Annotated in this window: 8 protein-coding genes, 3 tRNA genes, 3 rRNA genes and 4 pseudogenes; 5 read left to right on the forward strand and 13 right to left on the reverse strand. The window is 52.0% G+C overall.

Translation table 11 applies throughout. The annotated features are described in order from the left end of the window. Nucleotides 1-136: 136 nt before the first annotated feature. Nucleotides 137-1,288 carry a hypothetical protein gene (locus ACXLHR_RS13565; RefSeq protein WP_458791937.1) on the forward strand — a complete coding sequence of 384 codons (1,152 nt, stop codon included), beginning with the start codon at nucleotides 137-139 and terminating at the stop codon, nucleotides 1,286-1,288. Between the two features lie 80 nt (nucleotides 1,289-1,368). On the opposite strand, the gene ACXLHR_RS13570 is transcribed toward ACXLHR_RS13565, so the two are convergent. Next, nucleotides 1,369-1,827, reverse strand: a complete 459-nt coding sequence (locus ACXLHR_RS13570) for a CAP domain-containing protein (RefSeq protein ID WP_458791938.1) — start codon at nucleotides 1,825-1,827, stop codon at nucleotides 1,369-1,371. 389 nt (nucleotides 1,828-2,216) lie between these two features. On the opposite strand from ACXLHR_RS13570, the gene ACXLHR_RS13575 reads away from it, so the two are divergent. Further along, nucleotides 2,217-3,497: a hypothetical protein gene (locus ACXLHR_RS13575; protein ID WP_458791939.1), complete on the forward strand. Its 1,281-nt coding sequence runs from the start codon at nucleotides 2,217-2,219 to the stop codon at nucleotides 3,495-3,497. A 443-nt stretch (nucleotides 3,498-3,940) separates the two neighbouring features. On the opposite strand, the gene ACXLHR_RS13580 is transcribed toward ACXLHR_RS13575, so the two are convergent. The 8 genes and pseudogenes from ACXLHR_RS13580 to ACXLHR_RS13615 all read right to left on the reverse strand — a co-directional run. Next, nucleotides 3,941-4,017, reverse strand: a tRNA-Met gene (locus ACXLHR_RS13580). 50 nt (nucleotides 4,018-4,067) lie between these two features. Beyond that, nucleotides 4,068-4,182 (reverse strand): 5S ribosomal RNA (rrf, locus tag ACXLHR_RS13585). A gap of 137 nt (nucleotides 4,183-4,319) precedes the next feature. Beyond that, nucleotides 4,320-7,154, reverse strand: a 23S ribosomal RNA gene (locus ACXLHR_RS13590). A 441-nt stretch (nucleotides 7,155-7,595) separates the two neighbouring features. Then, nucleotides 7,596-7,672 (reverse strand) — tRNA-Ile (locus ACXLHR_RS13595). Between the two features lie 4 nt (nucleotides 7,673-7,676). Continuing rightward, a tRNA-Ala gene (locus ACXLHR_RS13600) sits at nucleotides 7,677-7,752 on the reverse strand. 171 nt (nucleotides 7,753-7,923) lie between these two features. Next, nucleotides 7,924-9,392 (reverse strand): 16S ribosomal RNA (locus ACXLHR_RS13605). The 16S, 23S and 5S rRNA genes sit together here with 3 tRNA genes alongside, the layout of an rRNA operon. A 729-nt stretch (nucleotides 9,393-10,121) precedes the next feature. Further along, entirely contained in the window at nucleotides 10,122-11,060 is a 939-nt protein-coding gene (locus ACXLHR_RS13610; protein ID WP_458789636.1) for an IS110 family RNA-guided transposase, read from the reverse strand. Nucleotides 11,061-11,263: 203 nt separating this feature from the next. Next, nucleotides 11,264-12,273, reverse strand: a pseudogene (locus ACXLHR_RS13615) (IS3 family transposase); the annotation flags it as partial. Between the two features lie 524 nt (nucleotides 12,274-12,797). Between ACXLHR_RS13615 and ACXLHR_RS13620 the strand changes: the two are divergent. Next, nucleotides 12,798-13,028 (forward strand): annotated as a pseudogene (locus ACXLHR_RS13620) (transposase); the annotation flags it as partial. A gap of 533 nt (nucleotides 13,029-13,561) precedes the next feature. On the opposite strand, the gene ACXLHR_RS13625 reads toward ACXLHR_RS13620, so the two are convergent. Together ACXLHR_RS13625 and ACXLHR_RS13630 are read right to left on the reverse strand one after the other, a co-directional pair. Further along, the gene (locus ACXLHR_RS13625; protein WP_458791940.1) at nucleotides 13,562-14,470 is read right to left on the reverse strand and encodes a hypothetical protein; all 909 of its coding nucleotides are present in this window, start codon (nucleotides 14,468-14,470) and stop codon (nucleotides 13,562-13,564) included. Continuing rightward, the gene (locus ACXLHR_RS13630; protein WP_458792555.1) at nucleotides 14,467-14,718 is read right to left on the reverse strand and encodes a TniQ family protein; all 252 of its coding nucleotides are present in this window, start codon (nucleotides 14,716-14,718) and stop codon (nucleotides 14,467-14,469) included. Before ACXLHR_RS13630 ends, ACXLHR_RS13625 begins: the two co-directional genes overlap by 4 nt. A gap of 295 nt (nucleotides 14,719-15,013) precedes the next feature. On the opposite strand from ACXLHR_RS13630, the pseudogene ACXLHR_RS13635 reads away from it, so the two are divergent. Further along, nucleotides 15,014-15,178 (forward strand): annotated as a pseudogene (locus ACXLHR_RS13635) (DDE-type integrase/transposase/recombinase); the annotation flags it as partial. Nucleotides 15,179-15,595: 417 nt separating this feature from the next. Then, a pseudogene (locus ACXLHR_RS13640) lies at nucleotides 15,596-15,736 on the forward strand (IS3 family transposase); the annotation flags it as partial. A 243-nt stretch (nucleotides 15,737-15,979) separates the two neighbouring features. On the opposite strand, the gene phoB reads toward ACXLHR_RS13640, so the two are convergent. Both phoB and phoU read right to left on the reverse strand, forming a co-directional pair. Continuing rightward, nucleotides 15,980-16,669, reverse strand: a complete 690-nt coding sequence (gene phoB / locus ACXLHR_RS13645; protein ID WP_458791941.1) for a phosphate regulon transcriptional regulator PhoB — start codon at nucleotides 16,667-16,669, stop codon at nucleotides 15,980-15,982. Further along, nucleotides 16,666-17,388 (reverse strand): phosphate signaling complex protein PhoU, encoded by a 723-nt coding sequence (phoU, locus tag ACXLHR_RS13650; RefSeq protein WP_458791942.1) that lies wholly within the window; start codon nucleotides 17,386-17,388, stop codon nucleotides 16,666-16,668. The genes phoB and phoU overlap by 4 nt, the downstream gene beginning before the upstream one ends. Between the last annotated feature and the right edge of the window lie 2 nt (nucleotides 17,389-17,390).

Consider the following 17,390-nt stretch of genomic DNA (forward strand, 5'->3'; position numbering starts at 1 on the left):
CTGCCCCGCCGGAGGCTCTTATTCGGGCGCGCAGCGCACTCCCAACGCCCCCCAAAAACGATACCGCCAGATAGGCGCGATTAAGGGGGTCTTGTAACACCCCCCTCTACGGATACGAAAGCGAAGGCCAGCGCACATGGACGCATACATTCTACATTCCGGCTTTGATGGGCTGAAGTTTACCATCAAATCAGACATTCCCCCTGCCCTACGCGCCGAGCTGGCGTCAGCAAAAGATCATGCAAAGAGCACGCATAGCGATTGCGTCTTGGAGTTCGGCACAATCAAACTCAGTGTCACGAACAAGGGCGCGCGAGGTTTTACGGCTCACACTGGCGATCATGGCGCCGTCTGGATGTTCCAAGACCCCGAAGACCCTATCCCGAACAACCCTGCCGTCACCGTTGACTTCAGGGCCTTTGGACTTGCGACAGGTGGCTTGGACGGCGCAGAGAAGCACTTTCGCGACTGTATGGCCGCCTTCGGCATTCCCTACGTTGAAACACAGCTTCGCGTAGCGCGTGCAGACCTTGCCGTTGATTTACTCGCCCCTTGGTTTGAACCGGATCGCGACTGCTTAGTCGTGCCACCTAAAACCAAAGTGACAGAATATACGGGCGTCGATGAAACAGCGACCGTATCGAGCGGCGGACGCGTCACGGGTCTGCGCGCTGGGGCCATCGCAAACCGTCAAATCGCGATCTACGACAAACGCGCTGAAGTGATACAAAGCAACAAGCTCGGCTGGCTAACAATCTGGAACGACGCGCGCAAGGTCAGCGGCCATCCACCAATCGACCTAAAAGACCGCGATAGCAGCCAAGTTTGGCGCATTGAGCTGCGCCTTGGGGCCAAACAACTGCGCAACCGATTTGAGCTGCGCAACTGGCAAGATATTCGCAGCACCATAGGAGACGCCTTCACAGACGCCACCAAGCGCATTCGCTACTGCGAGCCGTCACATGACCGCAACCGCGCGCGTTGGCCCACCCACAGCCTGTGGCGACTCTTTGAAGCCGTCATAACCAACGACCTCATGCATAATTGCTGCGGCGTCACGCCCAGCGACGTGATCTACGCCAATCGCGCCGCCAAGATGCGTGAGCTTGATGCGCAGCTTTGCGGCCTGTTCGTCACCCGCGCTGCAATCTCAGGCGTGCAGGCCGACGGCTTTGAAGACTTCATGGATGGACATGTTGCGGCCTTGATGCGCGGGACTGAAGAGCATTCGAAGCCACTAGGGGAGCGGATTGCAAAGGCGAAGGCGCGGTATCGTTTGGAGGGGTAATAGGGCGGAAAGCAAACCTTCGCCGCAATTGCGGAGGTGTCTAACTTTTGATGCGTTGATCAAGCCAACCCAGCAACTTGCTATTGCTCCGATGCGAATACCAGAACCCAATACAAATCCGACCCTGACCCGGCTTTGGACAACGCAAAATCCTCAAAATTGGGGTTCAGATTGTTCTCCCGATGTCCTGGGGAATCTTGCCACGCCTCAAAAACTTCGGCTTCGGATTGCTGGCCCCTCGCGATGTTCTCACCCCAGGTTCTGGGTACATACCCGGCCGCGCGAATGCGATCCCCAGCGTCGGAACCATCCAAGCCAGTATGCGAGAAGTAACCATTCGCGAGCATATCATCCGCATGAACCTGCGCTGCCTGACCCAATCGAGAATCATAAACGACGGAACCGGCACCCTCTCCGGCACGCGCGCCGTTCAGCAATCCAGCTAAAGACGTGGTCGTCGGCGCCGTCGGTGATGTGGTCGTCGGCGCAACGGTTGAGGTTGCCAGAACTGCGGTTGGGGCAGATGCAACGGTTGGCAAGGCGACCCCACTAGAACAACCGCAAACTGTTAACAGCAAGACCGCTGCGACAGAAGATCTATGTACCATTCTGAAACCTCTTCACTTTTTTACTTTGCGCATTATGATCATCTTCAAATCATAATGTGGTTATGTAATGTCACCTTTGTGGATTTATTTAGAATTACTGTGCAGTAAACGCGAAGATAAAAGGCCGTAATTTCAAGCAATAATGCGCCACTCGACGCCAGAGAACCGCACGTTTTCTTGTTACAACGCCACCCGTCGTCAATGCTCACAGAGCAAAACTTAACAGGTGAAATTCATTGAAAAACCCATTTCAGCAACTGTCTTTTCGAAGGTCACTATGTGTTCTGGCATGCATCTCTTCATCCCTAGCAGCCCAACCCGTGGCAGAGGTATTGCAAGACGCTGAACAGGCATTGTCGGATGGAAATCCTGCGCGAACAGTTGAAGTGACGCAAGACATCCTCATGCAGAACACCAATGATTTCACGGCGCTCTTCCTGATGTCGCTCGCCCATAGCGATCTTGGGCAAGACGAGGCCGCGGCGCAGGTGGCAACCCGTGCCTATGGAGCAGCGCAAAATGATGCTGAACGTATGCAGGCAGCACGGCTTGTTGGTGGCGCACGTTTCAGCCTAGGCCACTACACCCGCGCGCAATGGTGGTTGCGCATTGCAGCAAATTACGCGAACACGGCCGAAGACGCGGCCAAGGTTGCCCAAGAATTCCAAAGGATCCAACGCACCAACCCGTTTTCTGCACAAGCGAACCTAAGCATCGCACCCACTGACAATATTAATAATGGTGCTGAAAGTGACCTTCTTAGTCTTGAGGGCATTGATATTGAGTTCAGATTACCCCCTGAAACTCAGGCGCTTTCGGGCATTGAGTATGCTGGGGATCTGCGACTGTCATACCGAATTTCGCAGGATGCGCGTCAGATCACGACCGTCGATGCCCATGTGTATGCTCGCAGCTTCGTGCTATCCGCCGCCACCCAAGACAGCGTGCCCGGGCTGAAAGGAAGCGATTATGCCCTCGCGTTGGCCGAGGTCGCGTTGACCCAGCGGCGTTTTTTGTTTGATGGTGTTGGCCCGACGACTTTTTCCGGCGGAGTCGGGCTCGTCCAGTTCAGCGGAGAGCCGCTGTGGAATTATAGAAGACTAATTTTGGGTCAGGAGTTTGCACTTGGCAAAGACGCGGTTCTCAGTGTGCAGGCCAGTGTGCAAAATCAAATAGCGCGCAACGACATCGTGTCCGACACAAAGGTTTACAACCTCACCACATCTTATGCGGCGCGGCGCCCAAACGGCGATCGATTACAGCTATCCTTAGTTGGTATTCTAAATGATGCGGAGAACGACGAAAGTACTTTCAGCGATATCAGCGGCTCACTTAACTACAGTTTTACGCACCAGTTTTTGAACACCGATTGGTCCGTCGCGGCGAGCATCGGGCATACGAATTACGATGAATTCGCCCTCTCATTAGATGGACGGCGCGACGATTATATTACGGTTGGAGGAAAAGGTGCCTTAACCAATCTGTCGTATTTTGGATTTTTCCCCAGCATTACTGTCACCGCGAGCAAACGCCAATCGAACGTTGATCCCTATAACAGCACCCAAATCCAAGCCCTCATTGACATACAGTCAAACTTCTAAATCGTGCTTATCGAAGAATTGCGCAACAAACGCAAAATCCCGCTGTGATACACCTGCCCTGAAGGGTTCGAATGGCCAGTTTGGCGAGATTTCAGCGCTGCCAAGACGTCGGTGATGTACGTGCAAACAGCTGTCCCATTTGCATTCGCTGCAGTGTCGATAGTTTGCTTCGCCCCGCAGTCCGGCGTTCATTTGCGGCGCAATACTGAGGTATCGACAAATGTTCACGTTGCAACGCAGTGATAAGTGGCTGGGGTCCGCTACAAGCCAAACGTGGTTCCATCCCTCAGCGATTTGGCCGTTCCACCCCTTAACGCGCTGCATTCACCGTTGCGAGTTAATCACACGTATGAACCTGCCCCGCGTGCTTCCACGGCAGTTTCACCAACGCAAAAAGCCACCCGAAGGTGGCGTGTAACTAGTTGATATTACTGGGTTTTTATTGGTTGCGGGAGTAGGATTTGAACCTACGACCTTCAGGTTATGAGCCTGACGAGCTACCGGGCTGCTCCATCCCGCGACAGAGGTATTGTTTTCATCGTAGAGAGATACGTTTTGGCTTCTTATTAGGTGTGGCAATGACTTACTCTCCCACGCCTTAAGACGCAGTACCATCAGCGCAGCGGCACTTAACTGCCGAGTTCGGGATGGGATCGGGTGTTTTGCTCGCGCTATGATCACCACACCAAAAAAGAAGCCAACATCAGAGTGCCGCCCTCCCTTATGCAGGGGAGGACAACGTTGTTCAAGTCAAACACGCTTATGGTGTTGTGTGTGTATGTATCTTTGTTCTAGCAAAAGTAAGTCTTACTTTTACTGGATCAAATCAAGCCTATCGAGCCATTAGTACCAGTCAACTGAACGCCTTACAGCGCTTACATCTCTGGCCTATCGACGAGGTGGTCTACCTCGGCTCTCAGGGATACCTTGTTTTGAAGGGGGCTTCCCGCTTAGATGCCTTCAGCGGTTATCCTGTCCGATCATAGCTACTCTGCACTGCCGCTGGCGCGACAACAGATCCACCAGTGGATCGTTCACCCCGGTCCTCTCGTACTAGGGGCAACTCTTCTCAAGTATCCTACACCCACGGAAGATAGGGACCGAACTGTCTCACGACGTTCTAAACCCAGCTCACGTACCTCTTTAAACGGCGAACAGCCGTACCCTTGGGACCTGCTCCAGCCCCAGGATGAGATGAGCCGACATCGAGGTGCCAAACGGTGCCGTCGATATGGACTCTTGGGCACCATCAGCCTGTTATCCCCAGCGTACCTTTTATCCGTTGAGCGATGGCCCTTCCACTCGGGACCACCGGATCACTATGGCCGTCTTTCGACTCTGCTCGACTTGTCAGTCTCGCAGTCAGGCTGGCTTCTGCCATTGCACTCAACGAGCGATTTCCGACCGCTCTGAGCCAACCTTCGCGCGCCTCCGTTACAATTTAGGAGGCGACCGCCCCAGTCAAACTACCCACCACGCAGGGTCCCGGATCCGGATAACGGACCGCGGTTAGACATCAAACAGAATAAGGGTGGTATCTCAAGGGTGGCTCCACGGAAACTGGCGTTCCCGCTTCAAAGCCTACCACCTATCCTGCACATACTGTGTCTGATGCCAATGCGAAGCTATAGTAAAGGTGCATGGGGTCTTTCCGTCTAACCGCGGGTAACCGGCATCTTGACCGGTAATTCAATTTCGCTGAGTCCACATTTGAGACAGCGGGGAAGTCGTTACGCCATTCGTGCAGGTCGGAACTTACCCGACAAGGAATTTCGCTACCTTAGGACCGTTATAGTTACGGCCGCCGTTTACCTGGGCTTCAATTCGGAGCTTGCACTCCTCCTTTTAACCTTCAGGCACCGGGCAGGCGTCAGACCCTATACGTCGTCTTACGACTTCGCAGAGCCCTGTGTTTTTAGTAAACAGTCGCCACCCCCTGGTTTGTGCCCCCGGCAAACACTTGCGTATCTACCGGGCCTCCTTCTCGCGAACTTACGGAGGTATTTTGCCGAGTTCCTTAAATGTGGTTCTCTCAAGCGCCTTGGTATTCTCTACCTATCCACCTGTGTCGGTTTAGGGTACGATCTTATAGGAGGGCTATTTCCAGGAACCCCTTGGCAGCCCATTCAATCCAATAAGGATGAACTACTTCCGGGATCCGTCACCACTCCATGGCCCAGGAATATTAACCTGGTTCCCATCGACTACGCCTTTCGGCCTCGCCTTAGGGGTCGGCTCACCCTGCTCAGATTAGCTTTAAGCAGGAACCCTTGGATTTTCGGCGAGGGAGTCTCTCACTCCCTTTGTCGCTACTCATGTCATCATTCTCACTAGTGATCTCTCCACCGGATCCCTCACAGGCCGGCTTCACAGAAAGCTCCTTGCGTCCAACACCTTCCGAAGAAGGCTAAAGACGCATGGAACTATGTCACACTACGCTCTGCTACCATGCAATAAATTGCATCCTAGACTTCGGCTCATGGCTTGAGCCCCGTTACATCTTCGCCGCAGGACAACTTATTTAGACCAGTGAGCTGTTACGCTATCTTTAAAGGATGGCTGCTTCTAAGCCAACCTCCTGGTTGTTTTGGTCGTCCCACCTGCTTTCCCACTTAGCCATGAATTAGGGGCCTTAGTCGTAGGTCAGGGTTGTTTCCCTCTCCACAACGGACGTTAGCACCCGCTGTGTGTCTGCCGGATATTACTCCTCGGTATTCGGAGTTTGATTAGGATCAGTAAGGCTGTGGGCCCCCATTACCCATTCAGTGCTCTACCCCCGAGGGTATTCGTCCGACGCTCTACCTAAATAGATTTCGCAGAGAACCAGCTATCTCCGAGTTTGATTGGCCTTTCACCCCTAGGCACACCTCATCCCGACCTTTTTCAACAGGTGTGGGTTCGGACCTCCAGTAAGTGTTACCTTACCTTCATCCTGGACATGCCTAGATCACTCGGTTTCGGGTCTGATCCCACAAACTCATTCGCCCTATTAAGACTCGCTTTCGCTGCGCCTACACCTAACGGCTTAAGCTTGCTTGTGAGACCAAGTCGATGACCCATTATACAAAAGGTACGCTGTCAGGTCTCATGGACCCTCCAACTGTTTGTAGGCGTTCGGTTTCAGGAACTGTTTCACTCCCCTCGTCGGGGTGCTTTTCACCTTTCCCTCACGGTACTGGTTCGCTATCGGTCAGTAAGGAGTACTTAGCCTTCGAAGGTGGTCCTCCGATGTTCAGACAGAATTTCACGTGTTCCGCCCTACTTAATACGTCCAATCATGCTTCATATACGGGGCTGTCACCCACTATGGCTGTGCTTTCCAACACATTCTATTCACACTCATGGCTCGGCTGGTCCCCGTTCGCTCGCCGCTACTAGGGGAGTATCTATTGATTTCCTTTCCTCCGGGTACTTAGATGTTTCAGTTCCCCGGGTTTGCTTTTTTAACCCTATGTATTCAGGTTAAAAATACCTAGTTTACCAAGTTATTAAGTGCAGCGAGCTGCAATAATAACAAAGTATTAGGTGGGTTGCCCCATTCAGAAATCCATGGATCAAAGCTTATTCTCAGCTCCCCATGGCTTATCGCAGAGTATCACGTCTTTCATCGCCTCTTACTGCCAAGGCATCCACCAAACGCCCTTTTCGCGCTTGATTTGATCCAGAAAAAGTCAGACTTCTTCTGCGGGTCCTCCCTTTTGTACGTAAAAGGACCCATTAATCAAAAATGCATACATTGTATTGACGGCCACTGGTTCAGTATCCGTCAATATTCGAATGAGATTACTCTCATTCCGGTTAGTGTACTTGACTTGAACAAAATAGATTTTCAAAGGATCATTGGGGTCCATGCGGATCCCTCCCCAGATCTGGCTAACTCCTAACGCGGAGCGCCTCTATTCTGATGTTGTATCTCTCTTTACGATGTCACTTGATCCGAAGATCAAAACGTCCAATTGGACGGCAAAGCAGCGATGCTGCTTAACGGTCAAATTGTATGCTTTTTGTTTTTCTGTTCTACCTGAAGACGCGTTGTAGGGCTCTCGGTGATTGCGACGCATTCACCTGCCACCCGTCGCCGTTTGCAAACAAACGTCGTGGTGGGTCGAGGAGGACTTGAACCTCCGACCTCACGCTTATCAGGCGTGCGCTCTAACCACCTGAGCTACCGACCCAACTTGGTGGAGCGTATCGGGATCGAACCGATGACCCCCTGCTTGCAAAGCAGGTGCTCTCCCAGCTGAGCTAACGCCCCATTAGGTTATGTTCCATTTGGTGGGAACAAAGACTGAAGAGATATGAGGACGGCCTGGCTCTAGGTCACATCGAAGGAAAACGATGTGCCTGATTTGGTCTGCTTTGTTTGCAGACACTGCTAAGTGTTTCACGAGTAAGAACAAGTTCAAACTGCTAGAAACATCCTTAGAAAGGAGGTGATCCAGCCGCAGGTTCCCCTACGGCTACCTTGTTACGACTTCACCCCAGTCGCTGAGCCTACCGTGGTCCGCTGCCTCCTGCAAGCAGGTTAGCGCACGGCCGTCGGGTAGATCCAACTCCCATGGTGTGACGGGCGGTGTGTACAAGGCCCGGGAACGTATTCACCGCGTCATGCTGTTACGCGATTACTAGCGATTCCGACTTCATGGGGTCGAGTTGCAGACCCCAATCCGAACTGAGACATCTTTTAGGGATTAACCCATTGTTGATGCCATTGTAGCACGTGTGTAGCCCAACCCGTAAGGGCCATGAGGACTTGACGTCATCCACACCTTCCTCCCGCTTATCACGGGCAGTTTCTCTAGAGTGCCCAGCTTAACCTGCTGGCAACTAAAGATGTGGGTTGCGCTCGTTGCCGGACTTAACCGAACATCTCACGACACGAGCTGACGACAGCCATGCAGCACCTGTCACTTGGTCTCTTACGAGAAAACTAGATCTCTCTAGCGGTCCAAGGATGTCAAGGGTTGGTAAGGTTCTGCGCGTTGCTTCGAATTAAACCACATGCTCCACCGCTTGTGCGGGCCCCCGTCAATTCCTTTGAGTTTTAATCTTGCGACCGTACTCCCCAGGCGGAATGCTTAATCCGTTAGGTGTGTCACCGAGTTGCAAGCAACCCGACGACTGGCATTCATCGTTTACGGTGTGGACTACCAGGGTATCTAATCCTGTTTGCTCCCCACACTTTCGTACCTCAGCGTCAGTATCGAGCCAGTGAGCCGCCTTCGCCACTGGTGTTCCTCCAAATATCTACGAATTTCACCTCTACACTTGGAATTCCACTCACCTCTCTCGAACTCTAGACTAACAGTTTAGGAGGCAGTTCCAGGGTTGAGCCCTGGGATTTCACCCCCTACTTGCTAATCCGCCTACGTACGCTTTACGCCCAGTAATTCCGAACAACGCTAACCCCCTCCGTATTACCGCGGCTGCTGGCACGGAGTTAGCCGGGGTTTCTTTACCAGATACTGTCATTATCATCTCTGGCGAAAGAGCTTTACGATCCTAAGACCTTCGTCACTCACGCGGCATGGCTAGATCAGGCTTGCGCCCATTGTCTAAGATTCCCCACTGCTGCCTCCCGTAGGAGTCTGGGCCGTGTCTCAGTCCCAGTGTTGCTGATCATCCTCTCAAACCAGCTAAAGATCGTAGACTTGGTAGGCCATTACCCCACCAACTATCTAATCTTACGCGGGCTAATCCTTCTCCGATAAATCTTTCCCCCGAAGGGCGTATATGGTATTACCCCCAGTTTCCCGAGACTATTCCATAGAGAAGGGTATATTCCCACGCGTTACTAACCCGTCCGCCGCTCCTACCCGAAGGTAAGCGCTCGACTTGCATGTGTTAGGCCTGCCGCCAGCGTTCGTTCTGAGCCAGGATCAAACTCTCAAGTTGAAAGCAACTTACGTTGCTGTCCTTGACGTTCGAACCTCTGCACATCCACCACATGATCTTACTGAAATCACATGGCGTCTTAATTCTGTTTGATGTACTTTCAGTTAACAAAGTTAACCAAGAGCCATACAAACAGTGAAGCTGACACTACATCATCGGACCTAAATCCTAGTAGCGTTGATATACAGACGTCTGATCCATCGAACTGAACCAAACCGCCCACATATCTCTTCAGATATATCAATTTCAAAAAGCGTGGAGACAAAAACTAACAAGATGCGCTAATTACTCAGCGCGCCCCGCCAATAGTATCTCCAAATATCGTCTCGCGTCTCGCTAGCAGTTCAGTCCCAAAGCCTCCCGTTTCCAGTCCCGCTTCCGTTCCGTCCCGCCCGTCTGGCGCCCCGTGTCTGACTGTGTGTCTCTCCGGTAAGGGGGGTTCTAAGGTTAGTAATCATTACCCGCAACCCCTAAATTGATCTAATGCTATTAAAATCTCGCCCGACCTATCGGAACTCCACCGCGCTACGATTGAGGGCATTTCAGGACTACTGAATGATCCCGATGTGGTGCGCCGTGCGTCCGAGCCCCTCGCAGGGTAATCCCCCCATTTTTAACGGGGTGCGGCTGTAGAACTTACGCGGCCATTTTTAGTTTCTGTGCGGGTGTGATGCCGCCGATGCCCATATTCGGGCGGTCATTGTTGTAAGTCGAGAGTATCCGTCTTGATCAAGCGGTTTTTGGTGTCCATTTGCGATTAGCTTTGACAAGTGCATTTGCGATTTCGATTAGCTTCCGCATTATAGCGACAATTGCGACCTTGGCGGGTTTTCCCACGTCTCGTAGGTGTTCGTATTTTGCTTTGAGGTCTGGGTTCCAGCGCATGGCGACTAATGCGGGCATGTAAAGGGCATCGCGCAAGGGCTTGCGCCCGCTTCCGATGGACGCTTTGCCCTGCCATAATCCAGACTGGCGTGTGATGGGGGCGAGACCAGCCAGGCTGGCCACTTGTTTGCGATCTAGCGTGCCGAGTTCGGGCATCAGGGTCAATATTGCGGCAGCAGAAACAGCGCCGACACCGGGCATGGAACGCAAAATATCATGCGTACGTGCGGTGCTCTCCCGCGCCTGGATCAGCGCTGCTATCTCGGCGTCCAACTCAACGATCTGGCGTTCCACTAGCGTGAGACGCGCTTTGGTTTGGCGTTTCAGGAGAGATAACCCCTGAATTTGAGCACGGTTGCGCAATCTGGTGCGATCCTTGACCAACCCAGCCCGCGCAACATGCAAGTCTTTGAGGTCAATTGCTTCTTTCGGGAGAGGCACTTGTGGTTCAAGATTAAATGCCGCGCCCATAAGCGCCAACATTCGAGCATCGACTGCATCAGTCTTAGCTCTCGTACCATGGGCCTGCGCAAAACGGCGCGCCTGCAAAGGATTTACCTTGACCAATGGTAACACCTTCCCAAGTGTCGCTTCAAAGGCTTTGTGATACGATCCTGTCGGCTCGTAAACGACCCTCGCTACACGGGTCGCCTTGCCCAACCATCTGATAAGAGCACGGAAGCCTGTGATTGAATTATCGAAGCGTTTAGCCATGTCGTCTTCCAATCGAAACACGTCCAGATGGGATTTAGAAATGTCCACGCCAATGTTATGATCTGTCATATTCTCCATATCCTATGCTTGTCATACGTGACTTGTTGCACGCGTATCCGTTCAGGCCTTTGGGGAAGACGGCGGTTGATCAAACTCTGGAGCGGTCCATCATGACCCAGCCATTTACGATCCAACCGCCGCCACTGCCTGTCACAAATGACGTGGCGGGCAGTGGCCCCATTATAAAGCAGGAGCCAAGTTCATTATAAGACAAGCCATTGTGTGGCGAAGTCTTGCGCCTCCTCGATGTTTTCAATGATGTGTTGGTCCAACCATTCATGCCTGACCGTGCGATTGTAGCGCTCGATGTAAGCGTTCTGCTGCGGCTTTCCGGGTTGGATATGCTGGATGCTAATACCTTGTTTTTCAGCCCATTCTAACAGCTTGCCACTGATATATTCTGGGCCATTATCAACCCGAATAGTTTCTGGTTTGCCGCGCCATTCGATGATCCGGTTGAGGCTGCGAATAACCCGTTCGGCTGGCAAAGAAAAATCAACCTCGATGCCCAAACCCTCGCGGTTAAAATCATCCAGCACGTTCAAAAGCCGAAACGCCCGGCCATCCCCGAGGCGATCCGCCATGAAGTCCATCGACCAGGTCACGTTTGGTGCGTCCGGCACTGCCAGCGCATCGGGTTTGTCCCGCTTTAACCGTTTCCGAGGTTTGATCCGCAAGTTCAGTTCCAGTTCGCAGTAGATGCGGTAAACGCGTTTGTGGTTCCACGGATGGCCCTGCACATTGCGTAGATGCAGGAAACATAGCCCAAACCCCCACGTCTTCCGGGCGGTCGTCAGCCCAACCAGCAGATCGGCGATCTCTTCGTTCCCGTCGCTCAAGAGCGGGCTGTAACGATAGCAGGTCTCACTCACGCCAAAGGTGCGGCAGGCCAGCGCAATGCTGACACCGTGTCGCGCCACAGCTTTCTCGGCCAGACCCCGACGCAGGGCTGGCCGGATCACTTTTTTCCAAGGCCTTCCTTCAGTAACTCAGCTTGCATGCTCATCTCGGCATACATCTTCTTGAGACGCCGGTTCTCGTCTTCAAGGGCCTTCATCTGGCTAATCATCGATGCGTCCATCCCGCCATACTTCGACCTCCATTTGTAGAATGACGCGTTGCTCATGCCGTGCTCGCGGCACAGCTCAGAGACAGGCACACCGCCTTCGGCTTGGCGCAGGATCGCAAGGATTTGGGGTTCGCTATATCTCGTCATCTTCATCAAAATCTCCTCAGATATCTTGCCGAGAAAATTCTACTTCCGCATCCCCTTAGTTTTGGGGAGGATTACCGCAGGACTAATCGACAGCATTACGATCCAGCACGACGCCGAACGTGGGCACACAGCCCAGCTGACCGGCAAACCATCGGGATTGTTCAGTTTTGCAGACACAATAAAGCAGCGTCCTATTCGGATGCGGCTTGTTCGCTAAATTTGGCTGTGGGAGTAGGATTTGAACCTTCTACCTTCAGGTTGTGAGCCGCTTCTACCGGAAGTGCCTCCGTCCTTTGATTTCAATAGGTGCGACATCCCCCCTGAACCATCAACGTTTTATAACCGTACCTTGCCGCAGCCAACCGCAGCGTACGCGTTCAAACGGGGAACGAAATAGTTAAACAGGGTGGCCTATTGTTGACTCGCATCTTCCACCGTTAGACAAGTGTCGCCCTTATTCGCCATTCTCTCTGCGCCCTTAAAACGCCTCCAGATTTGTGTAGAAGTACGCCCAACAATAGGACGGACAAATGAAGGCACAATTTACGGACGAACAGATGATAGCAATGATCAAAGAGCAGAAATCTGGTGAGAAGACCGCTGACGAGTGTCGACGGCACGGGATGAGTTCCGCGACGTTTTACAAATACAAATCGAAGTATGGCGGAATGGAATATTCAGATGAGAAGAAATTGCGCGCCTTGGAGGACGAGAACGGTAAGCTCAAAAAGCTGCTGGCCGAACAGGTCTTGGATGTCGTCCGACATCCAAACACCGACTCTCCGACAAAAGTTGGTGTTTGGGTGCGGCATTTCGGTCGATATGGATTAATTGATGCCTTGCTTCGGAACCGCATCGACATCTATCCGTAAATAGAGATAGCCGTAATCCTCGCCTTTCGGCTTAAATGGATAAATATCTGATGATTTGAGGCGCGTTAGAAGTGTCCGTCTGTCGTTTCCATACTCAAGAGCCATGGTTGGCAGGGTGAAGTATCGCTAATGAAACACCAAAATATCGTCTTTTGTCATATACAGTTACGTCAAACCCGTGAGCGGGTTCTGTTTACTCGTCGCAGAGGTATGACCTGAAGCCACGAGTGCTAGAAACCGTCCGTGGTCTCGCATGCCAATTTTTCGGCCAAAGGCTGCTACCGTCAAATCATCAAGCCCCTTAACCCGCGGCGTTGCCTTTATCATCAAATCAATTTCCGCCCTGAGGACGCACAATGCAGAGTAACGCACCTGCCCGGCATGAAGGCCCACTTGGATTTGCCGCTCCCGAATTGCATGGATTATTTCCCCGACGCAGATTCCAGATCGTTTTTTGGCTCTCTGGATCGGCTCCCATTTTTGTCACCAACACGGACGACCATGGCAAATGCGGTTAATGCGGCAACGAGGGTCGTGCCGTCGGCGCTTCGCCAAGGTGACTGGATCGTCGGGAGGTCTATCATTGGTCCGATGATTGGGTCTTTAACAAGCGAGTGGAATTGATTGCGGGTTGCACCAATTTCCTTGCGAATTTCAATCGGTCCCACCAAGTTCGATATATCTGTCAGAAGCTTCTTGCCGATGCCAAATTCGGCCGATGCTGTTGACACAGAGTGTAGCCGACGCTCAGAAAATGATTGACCTAAGACATCGAAAACTTTGGCGATGGGCCAAGTGTCAAAAATACAGCTTTGCAAAATGTCTCGGAATAGTGCAAAATCTTCTTCGTCACGATAAGCCCTAGAAAGTTGGGTGAATAGCTGGCCAAAAGCTCCACTTGGCTCACCTCTTGCTCCGCCAGCGGAATTAGAAACGTCATCAAGTGCGGATCTTATTGCCCCTACGCCCTGTTGCGTAACATTAAAGTCAATAGCGCGCGCGGTTATGACCAAATCGTTGTCCTGAGTATTTGATGATAACTCAGGATGCAGCATCGCCACGCCAATAAGCTCGCAAAATGTTGCAGCAGAATAGAGCAACTGGTTGGCCAGCCAAGTTTCATTAGTCCCATGTTCGAGCCTCCGATCTAACCAGTGGTCGTATGCTTGTGGTCTTATGTGAGATCGATCCAAGGCGCCATTTAAGATCATCGCAGGAATTTCAGACAATCTAGATCCAGTGTCATAGCGGTCAGGTTGATAATCCACTGACCACAGATCAACGAGCGAGTGCTGGTCCGTAAGCAAAGGTTTATGTTGCGCAATAGTCAATCGCCGCGCATTGCTATGGCGGTTCTCGGGTCTCTACCAGTCGCGATAACATCTTCCCGAAGGCAAACGGGGCATCCCTTGACTGTTGTGGCTCGGAGCGCGCGCGTGACAAATACTTCACTGCGAAAAGGCATGCGCTCATTTCCCAATGTCTGCCCAGTCCAAGACAGTAGCGTTGTCAGTTGTTCAAGATTTAGTCCACCCAATTCCGCGAGGCATTCAACCGCTAAGTTGTCCCCATTTACGATCCGCTTAAGCGAAAACCCATATCGACGGCAAACTCAGCGGAATTGATGCCATTCATTGGCGCCATCCGCGGCAGAAACGAGGGTGCCGTCTCTCGGGCGCCAGCGTGGGGCGAAGGTTCAATGGATTCAGCACATTATTCCCCTTTAGATTTTTTGCTGACAAATTCGAGAAAAAGCCTATTTATTCGCTTCAAGCTCATTCCATTTAGTGTCTGACAGCTGAAGTCCGTCATTGCGACATAAAATGGTTTGAGATGGAGGTCTATGTAAATTGGTCACCGTTATGGATTGCGATTGGCTTTACTCGACGGCGATCCTGGACCTACATTCACGGCGCGCTACCGGTTGGGCAGTCAGCAATCGGATGAAACGTGACTTGGCCATCCGTGCTTTGAATATGGCGATTACTTTCCGCGCACCGCCGAACGGCTGCATCCACCATACGGACCGTTGCAGTCAATGCCCCCGATGACAGAATTGAGGTGATTGCATGGTATCTTGTTCTAAACTCTAGGCCGCCCAGGGAATTGGTGCTGAAACCCATCATGAACGTGCGCGCATACCGCTTCTCTGCCAGTTTGTTGCCACCTGCGCATCGCTTTTGCCGTCTGCAGCACCCAATAGAACTACTGTGGGGTGAACGATGTACCTCTTGATGAATTAATTGGATTAGCCCAAGTAGCGTTCAGCAAGCCGCGCCCAGGGTGCTGCCCCGGTTATAAGGCTACGGGACTTTGCGCATGCCGGTGCAACGTGGAAGTCGGTTTAGCCCATGCTGGCGCAAAATGCGCGAAATGGTTGGGTCAGATATCTCGATGCCGTGACAGCGCTCCAGGTACCAAATGATCCGCACGGGACCGGAGTGGTGTTTGCACATTACCTCAGCACGATTCTGGACGATTACAGCCGTTACATCATCGCTCGGAAGCTTTGCACAAACATGCGGCCCGAATACGTAACTGACACGATCAAACCGGCGCTGACGGCATCAGGTTACGACCAAGTCCTCGTGCGCCACAATGCGTCAGTCGGTTTCGATTCCATAGTCCGCCTCCTTTGTAGTCGTAAATGTGACCAAAAGAGGGGCGCCAAACCGTAACAGATACAATTCTTATTTTAAATTCTTGCCCCGTTTTTACAAAGGCTAACTAAGACCAGATTGGAGCATTCCAGAATTATCTGCGGCCCCGACGGACAATACTATCAGACCCTGTTTCAGATAGCAGAACGCGTCTGAGGCCAAAATGGGAGGGGCTATTTTCTACCCTAACGCGTAACCTGCGCCGCGAACGGTTCTAATCGGATCTGGTCCCCCGTACTGGCAAATGATCTTACGTAAGCGACCGATGTGGACATCAACAGTTCGGGTATCGACATAGATATCGCGACCCCAAACACGGTCCAGTAATTGCTCTCGACTCCAGACGCGTGCTGGCTTTTCCATAAATGTCGATAACAAGCGAAACTCGGTTGGACCTAGCTTTAAAGAATTTCCATCTCGTAAAACCCGATGGGTTTCACCGTCCAAAGTGATGTCTTCAAATTGCAAACACATGCCGACGGCTGCAGGTCTAACGCGGCGCAGTTGGTTGCGGACACGCGCTAGAAATTCGGCGACGGAATATGGCTTGCTGATATAGTCATCCGCCCCTGTTTCCAGACCTCGGACACGGTCGACTTCTTCCACACGGGCCGAGACCATCATAATCGGAATGCCGCGCGTCGCAGGCCTTAACTTCAACCTACGGCATATTTCGATGCCAGACACGCCTGGTAGCATCCAATCGAGAATTATCAAATCGGGTTGGTGTTCCTCAACAGCGAGCAACGCTTTATCGCCATTCGTCGCGATCACGACAGAAAAACCCTCTGCTTGCAGGTTGTACACCAAGACTTCGCGTTGGGCGACCTCGTCTTCTACAACAAGGACAACGGGTTGATCCACGCTCATGCCCCGCTACGCTCTTCGGGTTTAATTTGCGACATGAGATCGCTTTTCTGGCGATCGTCGTCAGGCATTTCACCTGTCACCAAGTATATTACCTGTTCCGCGATAGATGTCGTGTGATCGCCCATGCGTTCAATATTTTTGGCCATAAAATGTAAGTGCATACAGGCCGTAATATTATGCGTGTTTTCCATCATATGCGTCAACAATGATCGGAACAACGTGTTGTACATCTCGTCGACTTCATAGTCCCGCGCACGCACATTTTCGGCCATCTCAACGTCGCGTTTAATGAAGGCGTCAAGAACATCCTGAAGCATATTTGCGACTGCGCTTTGCATATTACGCAGGGCCGCCGAGACACCATCGATTTGCTTTACATCGGCTAGCACCGCAGTGCGTTTTGCGATGTTTTTGGCGTAGTCACCACAACGCTCCAAATTGGAACTGATGCTCATGACGACCAAAACTGTACGCAAATCACTCGCATTCGGGGATCGGGTCGCAAGGATGCGGGCGCAATTGGTTTTGATGTCCTCGTCGAAGCGATCAATGACCTTATCGTTACTACGAACTTTCTTTGCCAATTCCAGATCGCTGGTTTCAAATGCTAGGGCAGATTGGCTCATCGCGTTTTCTACCAAGCCGGCCATTTTCATGACCATGGCCTGCGCACCTTCAAGGTCGCGGTCAAACGCGCTGACGATATGTTGAGTAGACATTG

This window comes from Yoonia sp. MH D7 (assembly GCF_054439475.1).

Coding starts and splice junctions, on each gene's coding strand:
- phoB (WP_458791941.1), bottom strand. CDS start 16,669: ATGAGCGTGGATCAACCCGTTGTCCTTGTTGTAGAAGACGAGGTCGCC.
- phoU (WP_458791942.1), bottom strand. CDS start 17,388: ATGTCTACTCAACATATCGTCAGCGCGTTTGACCGCGACCTTGAAGGT.
- ACXLHR_RS13610 (WP_458789636.1), bottom strand. CDS start 11,060: ATGACAGATCATAACATTGGCGTGGACATTTCTAAATCCCATCTGGAC.
- ACXLHR_RS13565 (WP_458791937.1), top strand. CDS start 137: ATGGACGCATACATTCTACATTCCGGCTTTGATGGGCTGAAGTTTACC.